The sequence below is a fragment of the Daejeonella sp. genome (assembly GCF_036405355.1).
Lineage (GTDB): Bacteria > Bacteroidota > Bacteroidia > Sphingobacteriales > Sphingobacteriaceae > Daejeonella.
In genome coordinates, this window is sequence record NZ_DASWXT010000125.1 from 1 (window position 1) to 21,904 (window position 21,904).

Sequence of the window (21,904 nt, forward strand, 5' to 3'; positions counted from 1 at the left end):
GTAAGTATGATTTTGCTAGATGGACAAGAAATATTTTTCTGAATTATTAAACAAATACTTGAAGCATGAAGCCTCGGAAGAAGAGTGTGATCTGCTGATAAAGCATTATAATCTGTTTGAATCAGAGCCTGATATTTTTGATAATATGTCTCAGAATCAGAAAGCTGATATCAGGAATGAAATTGAAAACAAGATTTTGGATGAGATATTTGATGATGAAATTAGTCCGAAAGATGTTTCTTCTTCAAACCATCGGATCTGGATCAATTTTATATCTTTTGCAGCAATATTGCTGATTATATTAAGTACAGGATTTTATTTTTTCAGGAATGAATCTATCAAACCTGCTAATGCCATTTCCAGACAAACAATTATTAAAGAGAACAGGTTGATACAGTTACCAGATGGAAGTACTGTTATTTTGCGACCTGGTGCTAAATTGAATTATCCTTCTTCCTTCGATGGCCTTGCACTTAGAGAAGTTTATCTTGATGGGCAGGCTTATTTCGACATTAAGCACAATTCCCTGAAACAATTTATTATTCATACAGGTAAGTTGAAAACAACAGTTCTTGGGACTGCATTTGAAATTAATGCATGGTCTGATAATTCGAGTATTCAGGTGACGGTTAGCCGGGGCAAGGTAAAAGTTGAAGATCAAAATAACCGAACGATAGGAATTATCACCCCAAATCAACAGATCACTTATGATAAAACCAGTAAAAACGTTGTTCAAAAAGTGGTAAATGCTCCTGAGTATCTGGAGTGGAAAGAACAGGATTTGCTATTGAGTGATGTAACCGTTGCTGAAGCTGCTAAACTTTTGGAGAGTCGCTATAAGGTGGAGATAATTATTGCAGATGATAGCGTCAGGTCCAAGCGCTTTACGACTATTGTCAGGAAAGGCGAAACTCTTGACCAGATTTTAAAAAGTATGTCCGAGTTTAATGAGGCCGTTTATCAATATGATGTTGATAAGGCAGTAATTACACTGGATTCTAAATAGAAAATTTTTTAAATGCTATTGTATGAATATTTTTTAAATTAAATGCAACTCAATATGAATTTCGACCTCGCACCATAAAAAACCCTCTGAAATCCTGTATGAACAGTTTATTCAGAGGGATAATTGTTGTCCGACTGCCATCGTACATCAATTGATGTTTTAAATTCTGTCTTCTAAAATTAGAAGCCATTTCGATAAATTTAAACCGATGTAAAATTATGAATATTTTTACACTTCTTGCTGAAAATCAGCAAAAACCGCATTTTGCCTATCATTTAAGGCAACTTTTTGACAAATTATTAATGATAATTATGCAGCTCAGATTAGCATTTTTTATTGTTTTAACAACCTCAATTCAGCTGTTCTCGGCTCCGCCAGTAAAGAGCCAGGCAATTGATAAAGTTGAAATAAAACTTGAACTTAAAAACGAGTCATTGGTGAAGGCTTTTCAAAAAATTGAGAAGCAAAGTCCATTTCAATTTATGTATCGTTATGCCGATGTAAAGGATATTAACCAATTGGAGCTGTCCGCAGAAAAAATGTCTGTTTCTGATATTTTGAAGGAATTATTATCAAATACTTCACTTGATTTTAAACAGGTAGATAATCGGATTATGATTGTCAACGGTCAAAAGGGTGGACTTGAGCTTAATGCCAGCAAATTAAAGGGAAATGATGTTTCTAACTTACTCGATATTGTTGTAAGAGGTCAGGTTAAAGACTCTAAAGGAGAGACACTCCCGGGAGTAAGTATTAAGGTTAAGGGGAGCGATATTGGTGCATCTACTGATGCAGATGGAAGATATACTTTAAATGTTCCTGATAATGCAACACTGGTATTTACCTATATAGGTTATATCACCAAAGAGGTTCTTGTGAATAATCAGACAACTATCAATGTTAGTTTGGAAGAGTCTTCAACATCTCTGAGTGAAGTTGTTGTAACTGCACTGGGTATTCAACGTGAGTCGAAATCTCTTACTTATGCTACTCAAGGCGTAAGTGCAAAAGAACTGACTGAAACACGTACCCTGAATGTTGTGAATGCTTTACAGGGTAAAGTAGCCGGTATGACTATTGAAACAGCCGGTACAGGTTTGGGTGGTCAGGCTCGTGTTGTGCTGAGAGGAAATCGTTCAATTTCTGGAAGCAGTGGTCCGCTTTATGTTGTTGATGGGGTACCAATGAGCACTGCAATCGCAAACTTTAGTCCGGATAATATTGAATCTATTAACGTTTTGAAAGGTCCAAATGCTGCGGCTTTGTATGGTAGTGCGGCTCAGAATGGTGTTATAATTATTGAAACCAAGAAAGGCAAAGAAGGACAGGTTCAAATTAGTGTAAATGAAACCTTCCAGACAGGAAGACCTCTACATTATTTCGAGCCACAGAGTGAGTATGGACAGGGTGTTACCGGAGTTTATAATGCAACATCCGAAGAATCATGGGGTCCAAAAATGACGGGTCAAATGGTCAATCACTGGTCAGCTGCTCCGGGTAAAGCTGGAACTCAGGTTGCCTTTTCTCCTCAGCCAAATAATTATAAGGACGCCTTCCAGAACTCAACTTATATGACGCATAACGTAAATGCGACAGCAGGTTCTGCAACTACGCAAACTGCTTTTTCTTATACAAGGGAAGATGCAAAGGGGTTGATGCAGAATAATGAATTAAGGAGAGATAATGCTTCAGTCAGGGTAACCAGTAAATTGAAAAAATGGCTTTCACTCGATACCAAATTAAATTATATCCGCAATGAAATAGATAATCAAAATGCAACAGGTGATAATGCGGCTAATAATCCTTACATGAATATTTACCGCATGCCACGCAATATTTTAATTGATGATTTGAGGCAATTTGAATATACCGATGCGGCAGGTGCTAATAAGCAAAATTATTGGAATCCTGGATCTACAATTGGAAGGAACCCATTCTGGATCATGAACCGTGTTGTTAATTACAGAACAACGGATCGCATAATTGCCTTGGCTTCGGTGACTATTGATTTTACCGATAAGCTTAAGTTGTTGGGCCGCACATCTTTTGATGGGGGGTCAGATACATATGAAAGAAAAGCCTGGATTGATTCTTATGGCGGTGGGCAGGACAATTTTGGTAGTTACAGTGCTGAAATATCAGGACCTGGTCAAATCTGGAACCATGATGCCCTCTTATCCTATAATGATAACATCACAAAAAATCTGAATGTATCAGCTTTAGTTGGTGGTACATTAAGAAAGACTGATGGTTCTGGCAGGATCACTGCAAGTACACAACAAGGGTTGATTATTCCGAACTTCTTTTCATTTGGTAATACAGCACTTACACAAGGGTCATTTAGCCCTAGTGACCGGAGTGAGTTACAATCTCTCTATTTTTCAGGCAATTTTGGATGGAAGAATTATCTTTATCTTGATATTACAGGTCGTAATGACTGGAGTTCAACGCTTCCTGCCAACAGCCGCTCTTATTTTTACCCATCTATAGGTCTTTCCACGATTCTTACTGATATGATTCCGGGGCTTCCTGATGTGATTTCATACGCCAAACTTAGAGCATCTTATGCAAAAGTAGGTAGCAGTGCTTCACCTTATCAGTTAAGCCGATCTGCTTCATTTGCAGGAACTGGTGGAAACTTTGGATTTATCACTTTAGGAGCTATTCTTCCTAATGCGAATCTTAAACCTGAAACAACTGAAGGATATGAGCTCGGACTTGATACCCGTTTGTTTAATGGCCGCTTAGGACTTGATATTACAGCCTATAAAACAAATACTTTTGATCAGTTGTTTACAATCAGTTTGCCTTCAGGCTCTGGTGCTGCTTCATTCTTTACCAACGGAGGAGATGTTCAGAACACGGGTGTTGAAGTTGTTTTATCTGCTACACCTGTCCAGAATGCGAATGGCCTGACCTGGGATATCAGTAGTAATTTCGGTAAAAATAAAAACTGGGTTAATAAAATTTCTGATGATCGTCCAAGAATTATTGTCGGAGGTGATTCATATATGTCTGATTTTGTTGTTGCTCAGGGGCAGGAATTTGGTAATATTTATACCAGAGGATGGGCAAGAGATGCACAGGGAAGAGTTATTGTGGGTGCCAATGGTATGCCAACTCTGACTCCCGGAAGAACAGTACTAGCTGCAAACTTTAATCCTGATTGGATGGGTGCCATCACAAACAATTTTTCTTTTAAGAATTTTAATTTTAGTTTCCTGATTGAGCACAGACAAGGTGGTAGTATGGTTTCCATTACAGACGGACTTCTTTATGGAGAAGGAATTACTAAAGAAACCCTTTCAGGAAGAGATGGTGGATTAGTGTTTGGCGAAAATTTATTTCCAAATGAAACAGGTGTTCTTGCTTCTGGTGCACCAAATACCACTGCAGTAACTTCGCAAACATTCTGGAGAGTAATAGGAGGTAGAAATGCTCCGATTGGTGAAGCATTTATTGTAAGTGCTACTAATACCAGGGTTAGGGAAGCAACTCTAGGTTATACATTCCCTAAATCTATGTTAAGCAAAGTCGGCTTTATCTCGGGTGTTAAATTATCACTGGTTGGAAGGAATCTGTTCTTCCTGAAGAGAACTGGTAACTGGGATCCGGAAATTCTTTCGGGAGCCGGTACTGCCTCAGCAGGTTTTCAAACCTACGTTCCACCGACTGAAAGAACTTTTGGCTTAAACCTGAAAGTTGATTTTTAGTAATTTGTAGTTAATAATATTAAATAGAGATAATATTAATATCATGAAAATAAAACATTATATAAATAGAAGCGTAGCCTTAACGGCAATCCTTCTTACTTTAGGTACAGTTTCCTGCACCGACCATTTCGACGATCTTAATACTCCCAGAGCACAACTTACAGTTGAGCAGATGGATGCAAGTATGGTTGGATTTGCATTCGCTGAGGCCCAGCATTTTGGTATGAGAGCCTGGTATCAGGGCAATAACCTTTTCGCTGGCGAGTACTCACAGTTCCACGCTACCATACATCCTAACTTTGCTTCTTCCAATTATAACGGACCTGGTAGCTGGTCGAACTTATTAATGGAAGGCTTTTATTCTAATACAGCTTATGGAGCAGCGGCAAATCAGCTTGATCTGGTACTTAAAAATACAGCTGCAAATAACCTGAAGCCTGAGAATGCGCTGGCGAAGCTTTGGAAAGTAGCATTGTATCACCGTCAGACTGATTATTGGGGACCAATTATCTATTCCAATTTTGGAAATGGTAAAACCAGTGTTGCTTTTGATTCACAAAAGGACATCTATTATGATTTCTTTAAGATCTTAGATGAGGCAGCAGCAGATCTTAGAGCAGCAAATCCTGCGACCAAAATTTTTGCTATTAGTGGTGGATCCCATGATCTTGTTTACGATGGAAATGTGTTAAAGAATCTTAAATTCCTTAACTCTTTACGTCTGCGACTGGCTATTCGGATATCTTATATTGAACCCGCAAAAGCTAAGCAGGAAGCTGAGAAAGCTGCAGCTGCACCAGAAGGTTTTATCGTAAGTAATGCTGATAATGCGCTTTCAAAGGTTAAAGTTGATGGTACTAACGTAAATAAACTAAGCACAATTACTTATATCAGTGAGTTTGTATTAAGCTCTACTCTTGCGAGTCTCATGAACGGATATCAGGATCCCCGGATTCCGGTCTATACTCAGCCATGCTGCGGACGTTTAACTCCGTCTACCGCTGTTTTTGGTGGCTTAGTAGGATTCAGAAATGGTAACCCATCAGCACAAAGAGGAACAAATCTTGATTTACAATATTCTTATGTTGGAAAGAAATGGTTGCCTATCAATAATGGTGGAACTAATGAGCCTGATCATATCATGGAGGCTGCAGAGGTATTTTTCCTGAGAGCTGAAGGTGCATTGAGAGGATGGAACATGGGAGGAACTGCGCAGTTCTTTTATAATGAAGGAATTAAGGCTTCCATTAAATTCAGGACTACTGCTTCTGATGCCGTAATTGATGCTTATGTTAACAGTACTAATAAACCTTCAAAGCCATTGGATAGATTCGGTAATCCGGATGCACGTAATAGTCCTCCTGTAACTGATATTCCGGTTCTTTATGAAACTGCCGGAAGCTTTGAGAGACAGTTGGAGCAGATTATCACTCAGAAATGGTTAGCCCTTTTCCCAATGAATGATACTGAGGCATGGGCTGAACGTCGCAGAACAGGATATCCAAGAGGTTATGCTATTATCCAGTCTGATAATCCAGCACTTACAAGAACTCAGCTGGCAAGAAGATTGATTTATCCGCCAAACTCCTATTCTACTAACAAAGCGGCTACAGAAGCAGCTTTAGCATTATTAGGTGGGCCGGATACTTATGCTACCAGGGTTTGGTGGGATGCTAAACCTTTGGCCTCTTATCCAACTCCAACAGATTGATGTTTTTTAATAGCAGTTATTGATTTTCATAATCAATAACTGCTATTTTTTTTAAGTTTTCATATAATCTCTTTCAAGAAAAATTATTTCTTTAATAGTATATTTTCTGTATCTGTGATTAAATGTGGATATAGAAATATCTTGTATTTTACAGATTCAAACCTTTTGACGATTTAATCGATCCTGAAAATTAATAACAGAATCTCTGATTAAGAGCATAAAAGGATCCAGTTGAATTTCCGGCACTTTATTATGATTATGAGTATTCCTGTAAATTTTCTTTTATCAAACGCTATTTAAGTTGATTGCTTATGAAAAAAGTTTTTTCCCTTCTTACATTATTGGTAATAAACTGTTTTACTATAATCTCATCATTTAGCCAGATTACAGAAGAAAGAAAGTTAGGTTTTAAGACCCTTGCCGGTCTTACTGATAAGGATGATCCAAAAAACAATTCTAAGTTCAGATTTAATGAGATCAAACTTGACGCCTCGGGTATAGAGAAAGACGCACAACTTATCAAATTAAAGTTTGATCAAACAAAGGGAATAATCAGGCTTCAGGAAACTGAATTAATAGAAGATGATGCTCCGGCTGCAGGACTTCCAGAAGGCTATAGAACCTATACAAAAGGCCCTGTAGAATGGGTCGAGGATCTGAAAAAAGGAATTGTTATCAAAAAGATTCTGGAGATTGAAAACCCAATTGCAGCTTCTGCCAGACTGGTATTTAAGGGGATGGAGGTTAAAGGTAACAGAGCCCCGCTTCATTTATCCCTGAATGGTGAAAAGTTTATCAGACCAGCTTCTGTCATTGCCTATCCGCATGCACGCCAGTATATTGATATGGCCGGACTTGACCGCTGGTATTACATCGACCTTCCGCATGAAAAGCTTCGTAAGGGTAAGAATGAGGTTCTTATGTGGACAGAAACCGATTCAACTTCCTGGAGGGTATTGATTGCTCATATCAATGAGTTTAAACGAGGGTCTTTAACCCGTACAAGTCCGAACCGTTCTATGAAAAGTAGTAATGGTGGAAGTACATGGAGTGATACAAAGCTTGGAGCAATGGATCAGATTGATGGGGAATACTCCATACGGTTTAGCATTGACAGATTCCTTCATGCCGGTGAATATGTATCTCCTTTAATTGACCTTGTGGATGGAGAAAATCCCCTCAAACATAGTTCAGCCAATTTAAAGGCATCTTTCTGGACTGATCTCGAAGAACCGTCAATGACTTCTGCAAAAGTTCTGATCCGTTACGGATCAGGTCCCTTTATTGGAGATAATACATGGACAGCCTGGCAGCCTCTTGAAAGAGGCCGCGAATATTCCCTTGGCGATAAACGCTATTTCCAGTGGAAAGCTGAACTAAGTACCACTGATCTGTTGAAAACTCCGATGATCAGAGGTTTTCGTTATTCAAGTTCATGGGAAGATAACTCACTGAATGCCAAAGCCGGCCTACAGGCTCATGTTGTAAATAATGGCAGGATAATTCAATCTTCCTATCCATTCTCGTATGAAAATCTTAATCATCTGGATCTTAAAAAGTACAGGGAAGATCATAAGCTTGATCAGATTGTAAAAGGTGCCAATACTGAATTTGAAGTGATGATGCGCCTGCTCAACTGGGCCTATCGTGTACCACTCAGAAGTGAAGCCTACTCATGGAACTGGAATGATGTGACCGTTAGCCCGGTAATTGATGAAGCAACGGGTATGCCACGACTAAACGGACCCTTTTTTAAAGGCCGACGTATGGTTGAGATGTGCCTCTATCCAAATCAGGCTTTAATCGGTGCACTCCTGTCAATGGGATATCAGGCACGGCATATTAATATCCATAGTGAAGGGGAGAGCGGGCATGAAGTGACCGAGGTTTGGTCAAATCAGTTGAATAAGTGGATATATATGGATTCAACCCGCGACTATTATTATTTTGATCCCGAAACAGGTATTCCATTCAACCTGCTTGAAATTCATAATCTGCTTGCGGCTGCAATGCCCCGTGCTGAAACCTGGGAACGTCCTTTTGCACCGGAGTTTGGTGAAGAACTCGTAAAAACATTAAAAGTTGGACAGCGTCAGGGTAATAATCCCTTTTCAATTCAGGGAGGTGGCGGTACCCATATTCTTGAAATAATGGGGCATTTCCGGGTCATCCCACGTAACGACTTTCTGTCAAAGCCTCTGCCAGTACCGGTGCATACCGGTGATACGATGTGGGGCTGGGATGGATTTTTAAACTGGTATGATGATGTATTTCCAAAACGTGATGAATATCAGCGATATACTAACCGTGAATCAGATTTTTACCAGCCTTTGAATCAGGCTAAAGTTTATCTCAAAGAGACCAATAAATCCGGAATTCTGAAAGTGGAAGTTGATGCTTTTACTCCCGGTGGATCTGATGGATTTCTCGTTGCAAATAAGGATGGAGAATGGCAAAATCAAAGTCAGAAATCATGGGATTGGACATTGCAAAGTGGTCTGAATACCATTAAAGTCCGCACAAAAAATGTAAGAGGGATACTGGGTCCGGTTAGCGAGCTAAATGTAACCTATAACCCATGAAATCTATTGATATGTTGAAAATGAGATAATGTTAAGGAATTATAGGCTATCAGCCATGAGCAATCAGTCTGAGATCTGAATAAATATCAATCATTAGAGTATTACTCAATTTTGATATCTCATATCTCATATCTCATAGCCCAAAGCCCACAGCAAAAATATTAATAACGCTAAACTAAATTAATACTATTTAATCTGTTTAATTGACCTGAAAAAAATTGATTTGAATGATAATGAATAATAAAAAGCTTCAGCGGGCTGAGTTTATAAAAATGACCGGAGGACTGGCATTTTTAATGCTCAGCAATAAATGGTCTTTCGCTGAAAGCAGCTTATCATCCGATCTTGTTCCTACAGCACAAAAACGTCAGGAATATACCATCTCCTTATTAAAACAACTGGTGACGGATATTGGTCCGAGGCCCAGCGGAAGTAAAGCTTATGCAAAGGCTGCAAAGATTGTATTGAAAGAAATGCAGCGTTCACTTCCTCAGGTTAATTATGATAAATATGAGTTTGATGACTGGGGGCCAATAAGCAGTTCTGATTTGATTGTTGCCGGACAGCATATTGAGGCGATACCACAAAAAAGAGGTTTTGGAACTCCTGCCGAAGGTGTAAACGGAATATTTAAAAAAGAGGGATCCGGCTACGCAATTATTGACGGGCAAAGCACTCAGATTCTCGCATATTTTTCTGTCAATCAGTACGGGAGAGCTATTGCAGGATCAGGAGGCGGAAACCTGGATAAATCAGTCCCTGTTTTCGGACTTGGTAAACAGGATATTCCCTTGCTTGACCGTCTAGCAAAAAATAAAAGTCATGCATGGATTAAATCTGAATATAAACCCGTTCATAAAGCCCCGGGAATCAATGTAATTGGTCGTATACCGGGAAAAAGTAAAAATGAAATTTTGATTATTGCCCATCTGGATTCCATTTTCAATACACCCGGTGCCAATGATAATGCCGCTTCAGTTATTGTCATGCTGATGCTGGCGCATGCTGCATCCGCAAGACAAAATAATCACACCCTGACTTTTGTTGCCTCTGATTCGGAGGAATATGTCTTTGAAGGGGCATATCACTATGCAAATAGCCGGATTGCCGATAATACTATGCAGGACATAAAGTATGTCCTGAATTTTGATTCCCTGACCTATGGACCAAACCTCTGGATTAATTCTAAAGATCAGGGAGTAAAGGATATGATCAGGGATATTCATAAGGATTTGAATATTGAATCAAAACCAATTTATGGGGAAAATGATGGATTCGTAATGGATTCCTTACCCTTCAAACCATCAGGTGCCAGAGCATTGCATGCAAACAGCAGGGGTTATGATGAAAAGACCTTACCGGTTTATCACCGGCCGGATGATACTGCCGATAAAGTCCCGCTTGATTGTGTGGAGATCAGTTTTCAGGTGTTTGATGAGTTTATAAAAAGGGTGGATCGTATGTAGAAACCTTTATCCAAATAGTAATTACAAAGAATAAATAATAAAAACCAATATAATTAAATTAAGAATACATGAAAATCGCCGCATTTGTTGCTTTACTTTTTACAGCCGGAATGGCTAATGCCCAATCGGGGTCGGGTTGGTACACCGAAGGGAAGGATTACAACCCCACCCGAAGAATTAAGATCACTGTCACGAATCCTTTAAATGTAGCCATTAAAGCTTGTCCGATCGTTGTTCCTCGGACCAGCTTGCCAATGCAAAATATTCCTGAGCGCTGGATAGGTATTGTAGATCCAAAGCTTCCATCAGATCCTGAACCTACGGTTGAACAACTTAAGACCAATAGCGGTTACGTAAGAAGAAAAGAGACCAATGGTCATTATGTAGAACTTCAGGTAGACGATAAGAATAAAGATGGAATTTGGGATGAGATCTTTTTCATGTCAGATCTGGCAGCTAAAGAATCCAGAGATTTTTACATCTATATCGACCACTATGAGCGGGGAATGTATGAGCATCAGGTTCATGCATCAATTGCCAATTATGGCCGTCATATAGTTCCATTATGGGAATCAAAAGACATGGGCTGGAAACTATGGTATCCTCATGAAGTAGATCTTCATGGTAAGAGAGCTCCAATGCTGACAGCTTACTATGAATATTCAACCAATAAGTCGGGTTATTATATGCCATGGGAAATGGGCACAGATATCATGACAGTTGCCAGTACTTTCGGTGCAGGAGGGATGTGTATTTTCGAAAACCCAATGGATATGGAGAACCCTGCCCGCGCATACCACTCACCATTCAAAAATAAGGGTCCCTTTGATGACAGCCGCTTTGCATTTGATTTAGTGTATAATGGTCCCCTTCGTAGTATGATCAGGGTTAGAACAACCAATTGGAATTCAGGCAAAGGATTTTATGAACTGGATCAGTATTATACCGCATATGCCGGAAAAAGCTGGAGCACAGTGGAAACCAAATTCTCTGAATTTAATGCACCAAATGCCCAGGTGATGTTTGGAGCGGGTATCCGCCGCATTATGAATGAATATACTTCAGTCAATAAAAATGGAATTGCTATTTCAATGGGTAAAAATGTTGAAGCCAGAATTCCGGATGAGGATATTGGTGATGAAGTATTAATGGTGCCATGGCAGGGAATTGGTATGGTTATAAAGGATAAATACAGACCTCAATATCAGGCTATTAAGAACTATGGTGGTAATCATGTTTTTAAAATGCCGGTTACCAGTGACCTTAGTTATGAGTACATGATATTTGGTGCATGGAGTTTTGGTGAAGTAAATAACAATGAAAAGGATTTTGTAAAGTATGTGGAAGACGAGGCATTGAAATACAATTATCCGCCACAGATTTCAGTTCATGCGCTAGAGACAAAAGGCAAATAAAACAGATGGGATGAACTGGATCGCTTATGTATAGAAGGACCAGTTTACCCTTTAAATTTTATCAATCGGGAAGAATGTCTGCCCTTGGCGATCTTCTGCTCTAACTATTAACAAGGCTATGAAAAGCACATATTTTTTAAAGGTATCCTCAGTCCTGCTGATGGTATTGGTTGGTTTATTTGAAACTTTAAACGCACAAATAAAAGTAGGTGTGGCAGAGACTGTAATTACCCCACCAAATCCTGTTGGTGTGAGGATGGCTGGATACGACAGGGGAACGAATACTTCTACAGGTGTTCACGATGATCTGTTCGCCCGTAGTCTGGTTGTTGAAGCAGCTGACGGGACAAGTTCTGCAATGATTACTGTGGCTGTGGTTAATATGTCTGAACTGGTAATGGATCAGATTCGCACCGGGGTAAATAAAGAGACCGGTATTCCCTTTAAAAATGTGATTGTTTCATCTACTCACACGCATTCCGGTCCGGTGATGGGTAATCTGGAGGATGCATATATTAAATTTTTCATAAGCAGGACAGTTCAAAGCGCTGTAAATGCATGGAAGGGCAGAGTTATTGGGAAGATTGGAGCAGGTTCAACCGAGGTTTTTGGAATGGCAATGAACGACCGCAGAATGGAGCATGGAGGGGTTCCGCCTGATCCGGAAGCCGCTGTTATCAAAGTTGAGAATGCACAGGGTAAACTATTGGGTGTATTTTTTAATTATGGCTGTCACCCTTCTGCCCTGGATCTTCATAATTTAAAATTTACAGAAGACTGGCCGTATTTTTCAATCAAAGGAATCAAGGATAAATTGCCAAAAGGTGTTATTGTAGGTTATTTTCAATCTGCTCAGGGTGATGCAAAAGTGGGATACCAGGCAGAATTATCTGCAGTAGGAGCCTTTATGCAGGGTATAAGAAGCTTCGAATTCGCCGAAAAGAAGGGTCTTGTGCTTTCTGAAGCGGTACTTAAAGTATTGCCTGAGATTAAAACTGCTGCAAACCTGGATGTAAAAGTTGCCTATGATAAATTCAAGATCCCGATCCGGACAACATTCCCTTACACTCATGCAGAGGCCCTTCGCTGGCAGGAGCAGGCAAAAAAGACTTTAGATGAAAAGGAAAAACTGGTCATTTATTATCCAAAAGATCTGGAGGGAGTTGAACGACTCAAGGAAGCTGCCCGTGAATTGGTTGCTAAAGGTGATATAGGGAAGACCATCGGACCAAGAACATTGGATAAGTATAAGGTTGATTACTGGCTGGCCACACAGGCAGTAAATCAATCGAAGCGTATTGAGTCCTTACCTGCAAATCCCGCTCCCTATTTAATGCCAATGCAGGCAATACGGATTGGAACTACTGTTTTCGTAACCTTCCCGGCGGAAGTCTTTACTGAAATTGGTTTAAGCGTAAAACAAAAATCACCCTACGCAAATACTTTTATTTTGGGTGTAGCAGGCGGGTTTAATGGCTATATAGCTACTGCTGCAGAATATATTGAAGGGGGATATGCCGTTAATGGAAGTCCTTATGCACCACAGGCCGAGCAGGCATTGATTGATGCGTCGATGGAATTGATTGGGAGAGTGAAGTGATTCGAGATGTGGGAGAAGGAAATAGGAAATAGGGTAAGTTAAGGGCTTGAGTTGGTTTCCTGGTTTTAAAATGTGTGTGGAATAATATGGAGGTTGCGGCTTTTGTTGGTTCCGTTTCTTTCAGGAAGACAACATTAACCGTAATGTGTTATGGGGTTCCAGCTTTCGCTGGAATGACAACATTGTTGGGGGGAGATGGGGGAGATTCCAGCCTTCGCTGGAATCGGTTCAGATCACTCCTCATTCCCCAAATATATAAAGACAAAAAATGAGTAAAAGCACTACATCTTTAATAATACGGTTCCTTCTTGTGATTCCAGCGAAGGCTGGAATCTCCTTATTAACTAAAAGATTTTGTCATTCCTGCGAAAGCTGGAACCTCCTGCCCCTTAACTTAATGATATTGCGGTCAAGCCCGCTTGAATCGAAAGAAACAATTAGGATAGTAAAACCTATCATACAATGAACCAATAAATCACCAACAACTAACAACCGGCAACTGAAAATATTATGAGAATAAAAACAATCCTCGCTTTCCTGTCACTTTCTCTTTTTGCAAGTGCATTAAATGCACAAACAACAGGAAGCAGAGTGCCTTATGTCATTTATGATAATTTCGATACCGGTGAAATGTTTACCTGGGAGCCTTATCCCTATCAGCAGGATACGGGTTATGATCCATTATTTGGTACAAAGAAAGAGCCTGCTTTTGGAGGAAAGGGGAGTTCGCTGTCGCGCCTGACCAAGCCTAATGATGCCAATGATCTGACACAGGGATTTACCAAGCGGATTGATATGTATGCTCACAATTCTACGCGACTAAAGTTCGCTTATTATTTTATGAGCGATAGAAAACCTGAGAAGCTGGATGTTTCCCTCGGGACTTTCGATGGTAAATTATTCACCCATACAATTTTATCACCTAAGGCAAATACCTGGGTTGAGGTGGATATCCCGCTTAATTCTTTTAGTCTGAATGGAGCAGCATTAAATGAAGGCGCTCATTTACAGGTTGTTGTATTGAAGGCCTTTTATCCGCTTGTTAATCATTTACCGAGTTACAGCATTCTGATTGATGAGTTTAAGCTGAACGGTGAAAGATCAAGGCAGTTTATTGCACAATCTCCCAAATCGACCTGGTTTGAGCAGTTTGGACATGCAATATTAAACAAGCATTACTCAAATGGCGAAACAATTAACCTGAGCATCTCAGCAGAGCAGGGTAAAGCCCTGAATGAAGTGAGTGCCGAATTAATCAGTCCGGATAATAAAACGGCATTAAGCAATATCAAATTTTATGATGATGGAAGCCATGGAGATTTAAAGGCTGCAGACGGTATCTGGTCAAATAATTCTGTTTATACGGTTAAAGCATCAGATCCGAGGGGCCAATGGAAAATCAGAGCTAAATTAGGGTCAGGAACAGAACAATTTTCATGGGATTTGGGATTCATCGTTCCTGTTTCTGATCATGCATCAGGCGTTCACCCAAGAGTATTTCATTCACAGGCTCAACTGGAAGCCCGTATGGCAGGACCTGAGCCTGAGTCTGCAAAAAAACTTCTGAATAATTTAATTCAAAGTTATAAACCATCAACACTTGATATTGATAAGCTTCCTGCACAGAATATGGTTGCACCTGAGTCAGTAACCGGAGGACCATATGCAAGTGCCGGTATGGGCGGATGGTACAATACCCAGAATGCTCTCGCCCGGGTGATAACCAGCGAAGCCTGGCAATACGCATTAACAAAAAATATGGATGCCGCTAACAGAGCAAAGGCAGCACTATTAAAGCTTAGTATTTTGCCTTCATGGAATCATCCCTGGATGGAAGCCAATGGTAATCATACCTATTATCCCGGAGCTCCCGCAGCCTTTGCAGCCGGTATAGGTTATGATATTTTATATAATTTACTCAGCGCTGAAGAGCAAAAGACTGTTCGTAATGGCATTATGGAAAAATCCATTAAACCATTTTACCGCGATATGGTTGAACTGAATCGTATGCCTTCCAGTAATTCCAATCATATTGGGGTAATACTTTCGGGGGTAGGTGTTGCTGCGATGGCCATTGCAAATGATGATCCGAATTTACCGGGTTTGGAACCTTATTTGTCGGGTATTCTTGCAAAGACTAAACAGTTTATCGACCGTACAATGTTGCCCGAAGGCAGCTATAATGAACCCTATACTTATCAGGAAATGGGCTATCGTGAACTGGTTGAATTTCTCTATTCATTAGAGCGCAATTTCGGGGTTGACTATACTTCCACAACTAATTTAAAAGAGTTCTATCAGTATCCGATCTATGTTACCCAGGCAAAGGATGGAGCTTATCAGGATTTGGGGGATGTTTCGCATACCTATAATTTTACCCAGCAGCCAATGCAATGGCTGGTTTATAAAATGAAAGACCCTTTCATGTATAAATATGTAAAACCATCATGGGACTCGGGAAGGGCAAGGGGAGGAATCATTCCCTATTTATGGTATACTGAAGGGATTACGCCGATTGGCAGGGAAACGCTTCCATTGTCAAAACATTTTGAAGGCAAGGGGCATATGGTTACAAGAACTTCATGGGAAGATTCTGGGACTGTGATGATATTTAAGGCCGGACCAAACGGGAATCATTACCATGCCGATCAGGGGACTATTCTTTTAACACATAATGGTGAAGAACTCTTAAGTGATGCTGGTCATAGCAGTGATTATTATGGGAACCTGTATTTCCCTGGTTATTATACCCAGGCGATCGGTCATAATGTGATGCTAGTTGATATGAATGCCGAAAGTCAGGCGGTAGGGGATTTTGAAAACGGAATAGCTGCTCTCAGAACATATCCTAAAATGATCCACTCATTCGCCGGAAATAATGCGATGGCAGCTGTTGGTGATCTGACAAGTGTTTATAAAAATAAGGTTTCAAAATATACCCGGACCCTATTAAGCTCAAAGAATGGTCCTGTTTTTCTGTTTGATCAGGTGAAAAGCCCTGAATCACATTCATACAACTGGATCTTTCATGCTGAGCATACCAATGGTAAAAGTTCAATTTCTTATTCAGATAGTAGGATGACTATAAACCGTCCGGCAGCCCGTTTAACAATGGATATTCTTTCTCCTCAACAATTAACAAGCCGGATCAGAAATTCAGACCGTGATGAGAGTTTTATTGCCATTTCATCCGAAAAGATGAAAGATGCTGATTTTCTGGCCGTTATGCAGCCTGAAAGTAAACCTGCCAATGCAGATTATGCATTGAGAGCAAAACCTAAGCGGATCGATTCAAATGGATGGATTGGAGCTATGCTGAATGAAGGAAGTTCTACTCATTATGGATTTTTCAGGACTAGTAAAAGTTCAGATTCGGGTGTTGAAGGTTTTAAAACGGATGCTTCGAAATTTTCGGCAATGCTTGCAGATAATAAGCTTAAGGAAGCCTATTTTGATGGAAAGACTTTTGAAGGCTATGGTTCAGCCTTGAAATTCAGTGCTCCGGTTGCCGCTTCTCTGGCAGTCTCTTCTTCAGAAACTGTTCTTGAACTAAAATCTGATAGTCCTGTTGAATTGGCTATGGCTTTTGATTTAAAACCTAAATCCATTATTCATAATGGGGTTTTGTTAAAAGGCTGGAAGTATAATCAGAAGACAAAAGTATTGAGTATTAGTCTGCAGAAGGGTCAGTCTAAGGTTATTATTGAATAGGGTTGAGCTGTGAGAAATGAGCTATGAGCAATGAGATGTGTACTTAGCCCATCGCCCATAGCTCACATCCCATAACTAAAAAAATAAATAAATGAAATATACAGTGTTAATTATCGTCTTACTGATTGGACTAAGTTCAGGATCCTATGCTCAAAAAAGCACTCTGAACTGGGTTCAGGAGAGCAAAGAAGCAGCCTGGCAGGCCCGGGATTCTCAGGGCGAGTTTGTGTTTAAAGGCCATATGTGGATTCTTGGGGGATGGTTTACACCTCAATTACCTAATCCGCGGGATGTCTGGAAGTCGCCTGATGGAAAGAACTGGACCCGTGTAGTTGAAACCGCACCATGGCAGCATAGCGATCTTCCTGCAGCAATGGTATTTAAAAACCGAATGTGGATAATGGGAGGCCGTAAATTACCGGGTACTAATACCAGTAATCAGGTTTGGTCATCAAAGGATGGCGCTGACTGGGTGCTGGAAACCCCAAATGCAGGATGGAGCCCCAGATTGGCACCCGGCTTTGTTGTTTTTAAAGACCGTATGTGGATAATGGGCGGTACCAGTGATTTTTATAAGAATAATGATACCACCCTTTTTAATGATGTATGGTCCTCAGCCGATGGCAAGGAATGGAAGCTTGAACTGGCTAACGCACCCTGGTCAAAAAGAACGCACGGACAGGCTCTTGTATTTGACGGAAAGATCTGGATCATAGGTGGCGGAACGCGCGCTCCGAAAGCAAACTCTTTGAATGATGTCTGGTGTTCTGAGGATGGGGTAAACTGGACTCAGGTCACTGCTGCTGCTCCATGGGATCCACGGATCTGGTTTTCTGCCCTGGTTTACAGAGACAGAATGTGGGTATTGGGTGGCTGGGCAGATTCCGGCAATAAAGGGGACGTCTGGTATTCAAAAGACGGTAAAAACTGGAAAGAGTTAAAATCTGATGTAAAATGGAGCACCCGGCATGAACAGGCTGCCTTTGTCTTTAAAGATAAGATCTGGATAGCCGGCGGCGCTGCAGAACCTAATTATTTACTGGATAGTGAGGTGTGGAGTTTGAAGGTGCCGAAGGGTTGGTTTGGGAAATAGGCATTAGGAAATAGGCATTAGGGAATAGGCTTTAGGCATTAGGAAATAGAGAATCGGAGATGGAACTTCATAATGACATCTAGATCCCTAAAGCCTAACACCTAAAGCCTAAAACCTAACCCCTAACACAAAAAAACAATATGAAAAAAATATCATTCTTACTCTTACTCGCCTTCGTCTGCATGCTCTCTGTAGCGTACTCAGCCGATAAGCTTTCTGTTTACAAAGTCAAAAAACTCAAAGGTTCAATGAAAATTGATGCTGACTGGGATAAGGCGCAGTGGAAGAAGGTAAAGGAAATTCCAATTGTGAATTTTATGGGACAAATTCCGGCATTTCAGCCTGCGGTGACTGCAAAAATGATGTATGATAAAGAAAATGTTTATCTGATCTATAAGGTTGAAGACCGGCATGTCCGGATTCAGAATACGAAATTTAACAGCTCTGTGTCTACTGATGCATGCGTTGAATTCTTTTTCTCACCCGATAAGGAATGGCCATTGAGATATTTCAATCTCGAGATCAATGCCGGTGGAACAGCAGTTATGGCCTATCATAAGGATGGCAAACGGACTAATGTAAAGGAAGAAGATTTTAATGTAGAGGTAGCACATACCTTACCAAAAAAACTTGAACAGGAGATTTCTGAACCTGTAACCTGGTTCCTTGAATTTAAATTGCCGCTGTCCCTGATTGCAAAATATGCAAACTATACCCAGCCGGCAAAAGGAGTTAAATGGAAAGCCAATTTCTATAAAACATCAAGCCGCAGCACTAATCCGCATTATATAACCTGGAATGTTGTTCAGAATCCCGTTCCGCAGTTTCATCTTCCGCAATATTTTGGTACTTTGATATTCAAATAATCCCCTAGGGGCGGGACAAACCCATTAAAATAAGACAGATGAAAAGTGCTGACTATTCAAGACGACAGTTTCTTAAAAAGAATTCTTTTGCGGGATTAGGTACAATGATAGGAATCGGGCTAAGCCCGGAGATTCTTGCTTCTGAAAGGAATGCTGTAGAAGAGCAAACTGAAAACCTCAGGGATAAGCCAGTTATTGAAGGAACGATCGATCAACTGGGAGGGATGTCTCTTCCCGATCTGTTGCAATACCATCGCAACTATCTCAATGACATTTATATTCCCAATTGGGAGCGGGGTATTGATCATAAGTACGGTGGATTTGCCAATGCGATAAGCCCGGGACAGGAGCCTGATTTTGAAAAGAAAGGCATGTATTTCCAGGGCAGGGCAGTCTGGATGTTCTCTTATCTGTACAATCATATCACGCATGATAAAAAGCACCTGGATGCAGCGATAAAAGGCCGTGATTTCCTGATTAAGAGTTCAATGACTGATGACTACAGATGGGCATCCTTTGTAAGTCGTGATGGTACAAAGAAGCTAATAGAACCTTTGGATCATTACGGTGATATCTACATGATGCAGGGTTTGGCAGAATTGTATATCGCAACTAAAGATCCCAGAGATCTTGATCTGGCGATCAAAACGGCAATATCTGTCAAAGACCGGCTCTTATCTCCAAGCTATCAGCATGTTGATGCACATACCGAAGCTTTGGAACCTGGAACACGACGTCTTCCAAGCTGGCAGCACTTTTTAGCCGGTTTAACCCCACTACTTAAGGTTAGCCGTGATCCGGCAGTCGAGCGGATTGCCAGATATTGTGTTCGTGTAATTTGTGAGCATCACTGGCAGCCAAAGGAAGGCGTATTACTCGAATTGCTGGACGACTATTTCAGACCTTATACCTTTGATGCGCCGAACTGGGGTACTTTCTATCCTCAGGGGGTAAGCGGCTGGCATTCGATTCAGGCATGCTGGATGGTGATGAATGAAGCCCTGAGAGTATCACATATTCCAACCTATAGAAAAGGCCTGGAGATGGGAATTTCGACACTCGAAAAGACCTATATTATGAATAAGGGAATGCCCTCAAATCCGGATTTCGGGGGTTTATCACTCAGCCACCCAAAAGCTAAATTATATGAGAATGGGAATTATACCTGGGGAGCATTGGATGATGTCCTTGTGTTTGGTCTTCTGACCATTGAACATACACATGATCCGACAGTAATCGATTACTATAATAATTGCTTTAAGGTTTACTCAGCCAAACCTGAAAAGATTGTTACCAATGGTTTATTGCATACACCTAGACAGTTTTTCTATTCAATTGAGATTTTGGAAAGAATTATCGCTAGGGGAGGTAAGGTGTCAGGAATGTTATCTAAATCCTGATTTTTTTAGTACTAATTAATCTATATTCCGTTTTTTAATATACTATCTACAATAATTATATAAAATGAGTAATTCCAGACGCGAATTCATCAAAAAGAATTCAATCACCCTATTAGGAACCACAGTATTAGCTTCAACATCAGGCAGTCTTCTTGCTTCTACTGCTGATTTTTTGATGCCGCAGACTAAAGATCTTATGTTTTTTGACGCTTTTGCACGGATCGGCCCGAGAAGGTATAAGCATCCCGGTGAAAAGTGGGAGCTTGCAGATCTGATCAAGGAACTAAATCATTGTTCTATTTCAGGGGCACTTGTCGCATCTACCTTATCACTGAGTTATGACGCCATGTATTCCAATCTTGAATTAAGCAATAATTTAAAACCTTATCCCAATTTATTCGGGATATGGAATGTGCTACCTCATCATACGAATGAATGTCTTCCCCCGGCACAATTAAAGCTAAAGATGGCTGAACATAATGTTCGTGCAGTTACGATCCACCCGACTTCAAACGGCTGGGATTGGAGAGCACAATCAAGCCAGGAGCTGATGAAGTATCTGAATGATAAAAAGGTATTTACGATCACTACTGTTTCCGAAATTGGGGGCTGGAAGGAAATGAATGAGTTCCTTACACGCTATAAATCAATTCCACTGCTTGTTTCCGGTATTAGCTGGGGAGAGCAGCGTTATGCAATCGGACTTCTGAAAGATCATCCTAATTTCCATATCAGTTTTGACCGTATGCAGATCAATGAGGGATTGGAATTCCTATACAAAAAGGGACATATTAACCAATTGATATTTGCTACCGATGCACCAACCATGTCGGCCGGAGCGCATCGTACCTATATCGACTATGCAGACATCCCTGATGAGGCAAAAGCTAAAGTCGCAGGAGGAAATCTGATCCGTCTATTGGGCGGTCAGCGCCCTCCTAAGGTTCATACCAACAGATCTGAAGATGTTTTAATGAGTTCCGTCCGGAATGGCAAACCATTACCAGTTCCTGTGATCGATATGCACATGCATATGCTTCATGAAGGAATTAACGGGGCTGGAGGTACAGGCTATCATATGGAAAATGGCGGTCCGAAGGGGATCTTTAAAATGATGGAACGACTCGGTTGTGTAGGAGGAGGCTTCATGAGCTGGAATGGGGTGGTGAGTAATGATTCGGTGCAGGGAAATAAGCTTGTAAGAGAAGCTTTGGATGCCTCTCCCAAAGGTTTCTGGGGACTTGCGACTTTCAGTCCGACACATTATACACAGGAACAATTAGCAGAAATGATTCCGCAGGTGTATTCAGATAAGCGTATAATCGGGATGAAGCCTTATCA

General features: G+C 40.6%; 12 protein-coding genes. All 12 read left to right on the top strand.

Annotation, left to right across the window (positions count from 1 at the left end):
• The first annotated feature begins 19 nt into the window (after window positions 1-19).
• The gene (locus tag VGE44_RS15630) at window positions 20-1,006 is read left to right on the top strand and encodes a FecR family protein (protein ID WP_331080854.1); all 987 of its coding nucleotides are present in this window, start codon (window positions 20-22) and stop codon (window positions 1,004-1,006) included.
• A gap of 218 nt (window positions 1,007-1,224) precedes the next feature.
• Window positions 1,225-4,719 carry a SusC/RagA family TonB-linked outer membrane protein gene (locus VGE44_RS15635; protein ID WP_331080856.1) on the top strand — a complete coding sequence of 1,165 codons (3,495 nt, stop codon included), beginning with the start codon at window positions 1,225-1,227 and terminating at the stop codon, window positions 4,717-4,719.
• Between the two features lie 43 nt (window positions 4,720-4,762).
• Entirely contained in the window at window positions 4,763-6,430 is a 1,668-nt protein-coding gene (locus tag VGE44_RS15640; RefSeq protein ID WP_331080858.1) for a SusD/RagB family nutrient-binding outer membrane lipoprotein, read from the top strand.
• Window positions 6,431-6,741: 311 nt separating this feature from the next.
• Window positions 6,742-9,012: a hypothetical protein gene (locus tag VGE44_RS15645; protein ID WP_331080860.1), complete on the top strand. Its 2,271-nt coding sequence runs from the start codon at window positions 6,742-6,744 to the stop codon at window positions 9,010-9,012.
• Window positions 9,013-9,245: 233 nt separating this feature from the next.
• Window positions 9,246-10,478 (top strand): M28 family metallopeptidase, encoded by a 1,233-nt coding sequence (locus VGE44_RS15650; RefSeq protein WP_331080862.1) that lies wholly within the window; start codon window positions 9,246-9,248, stop codon window positions 10,476-10,478.
• Between the two features lie 68 nt (window positions 10,479-10,546).
• Window positions 10,547-11,893 carry a DUF4861 family protein gene (locus VGE44_RS15655; RefSeq protein WP_331080864.1) on the top strand — a complete coding sequence of 449 codons (1,347 nt, stop codon included), beginning with the start codon at window positions 10,547-10,549 and terminating at the stop codon, window positions 11,891-11,893.
• A 118-nt stretch (window positions 11,894-12,011) separates the two neighbouring features.
• On the top strand, window positions 12,012-13,493 hold the full coding sequence (locus VGE44_RS15660; RefSeq protein ID WP_331080866.1) for a neutral/alkaline non-lysosomal ceramidase N-terminal domain-containing protein: 1,482 nt from the start codon (window positions 12,012-12,014) through the stop codon (window positions 13,491-13,493).
• Window positions 13,494-14,003: 510 nt separating this feature from the next.
• Window positions 14,004-17,204: a heparinase II/III domain-containing protein gene (locus VGE44_RS15665; RefSeq protein WP_331080868.1), complete on the top strand. Its 3,201-nt coding sequence runs from the start codon at window positions 14,004-14,006 to the stop codon at window positions 17,202-17,204.
• A 91-nt stretch (window positions 17,205-17,295) separates the two neighbouring features.
• Entirely contained in the window at window positions 17,296-18,297 is a 1,002-nt protein-coding gene (locus VGE44_RS15670; protein WP_331080870.1) for a Kelch repeat-containing protein, read from the top strand.
• A gap of 140 nt (window positions 18,298-18,437) precedes the next feature.
• Window positions 18,438-19,163 (top strand): carbohydrate-binding family 9-like protein, encoded by a 726-nt coding sequence (locus VGE44_RS15675; protein WP_331080872.1) that lies wholly within the window; start codon window positions 18,438-18,440, stop codon window positions 19,161-19,163.
• 38 nt (window positions 19,164-19,201) lie between these two features.
• The gene (locus tag VGE44_RS15680) at window positions 19,202-20,563 is read left to right on the top strand and encodes an AGE family epimerase/isomerase (protein WP_331080874.1); all 1,362 of its coding nucleotides are present in this window, start codon (window positions 19,202-19,204) and stop codon (window positions 20,561-20,563) included.
• Window positions 20,564-20,627: 64 nt separating this feature from the next.
• Window positions 20,628-21,904, top strand: a 1,277-nt coding sequence (locus tag VGE44_RS15685; protein ID WP_331080877.1) for a hypothetical protein, incomplete at its 3' end; no start/stop codon positions are given.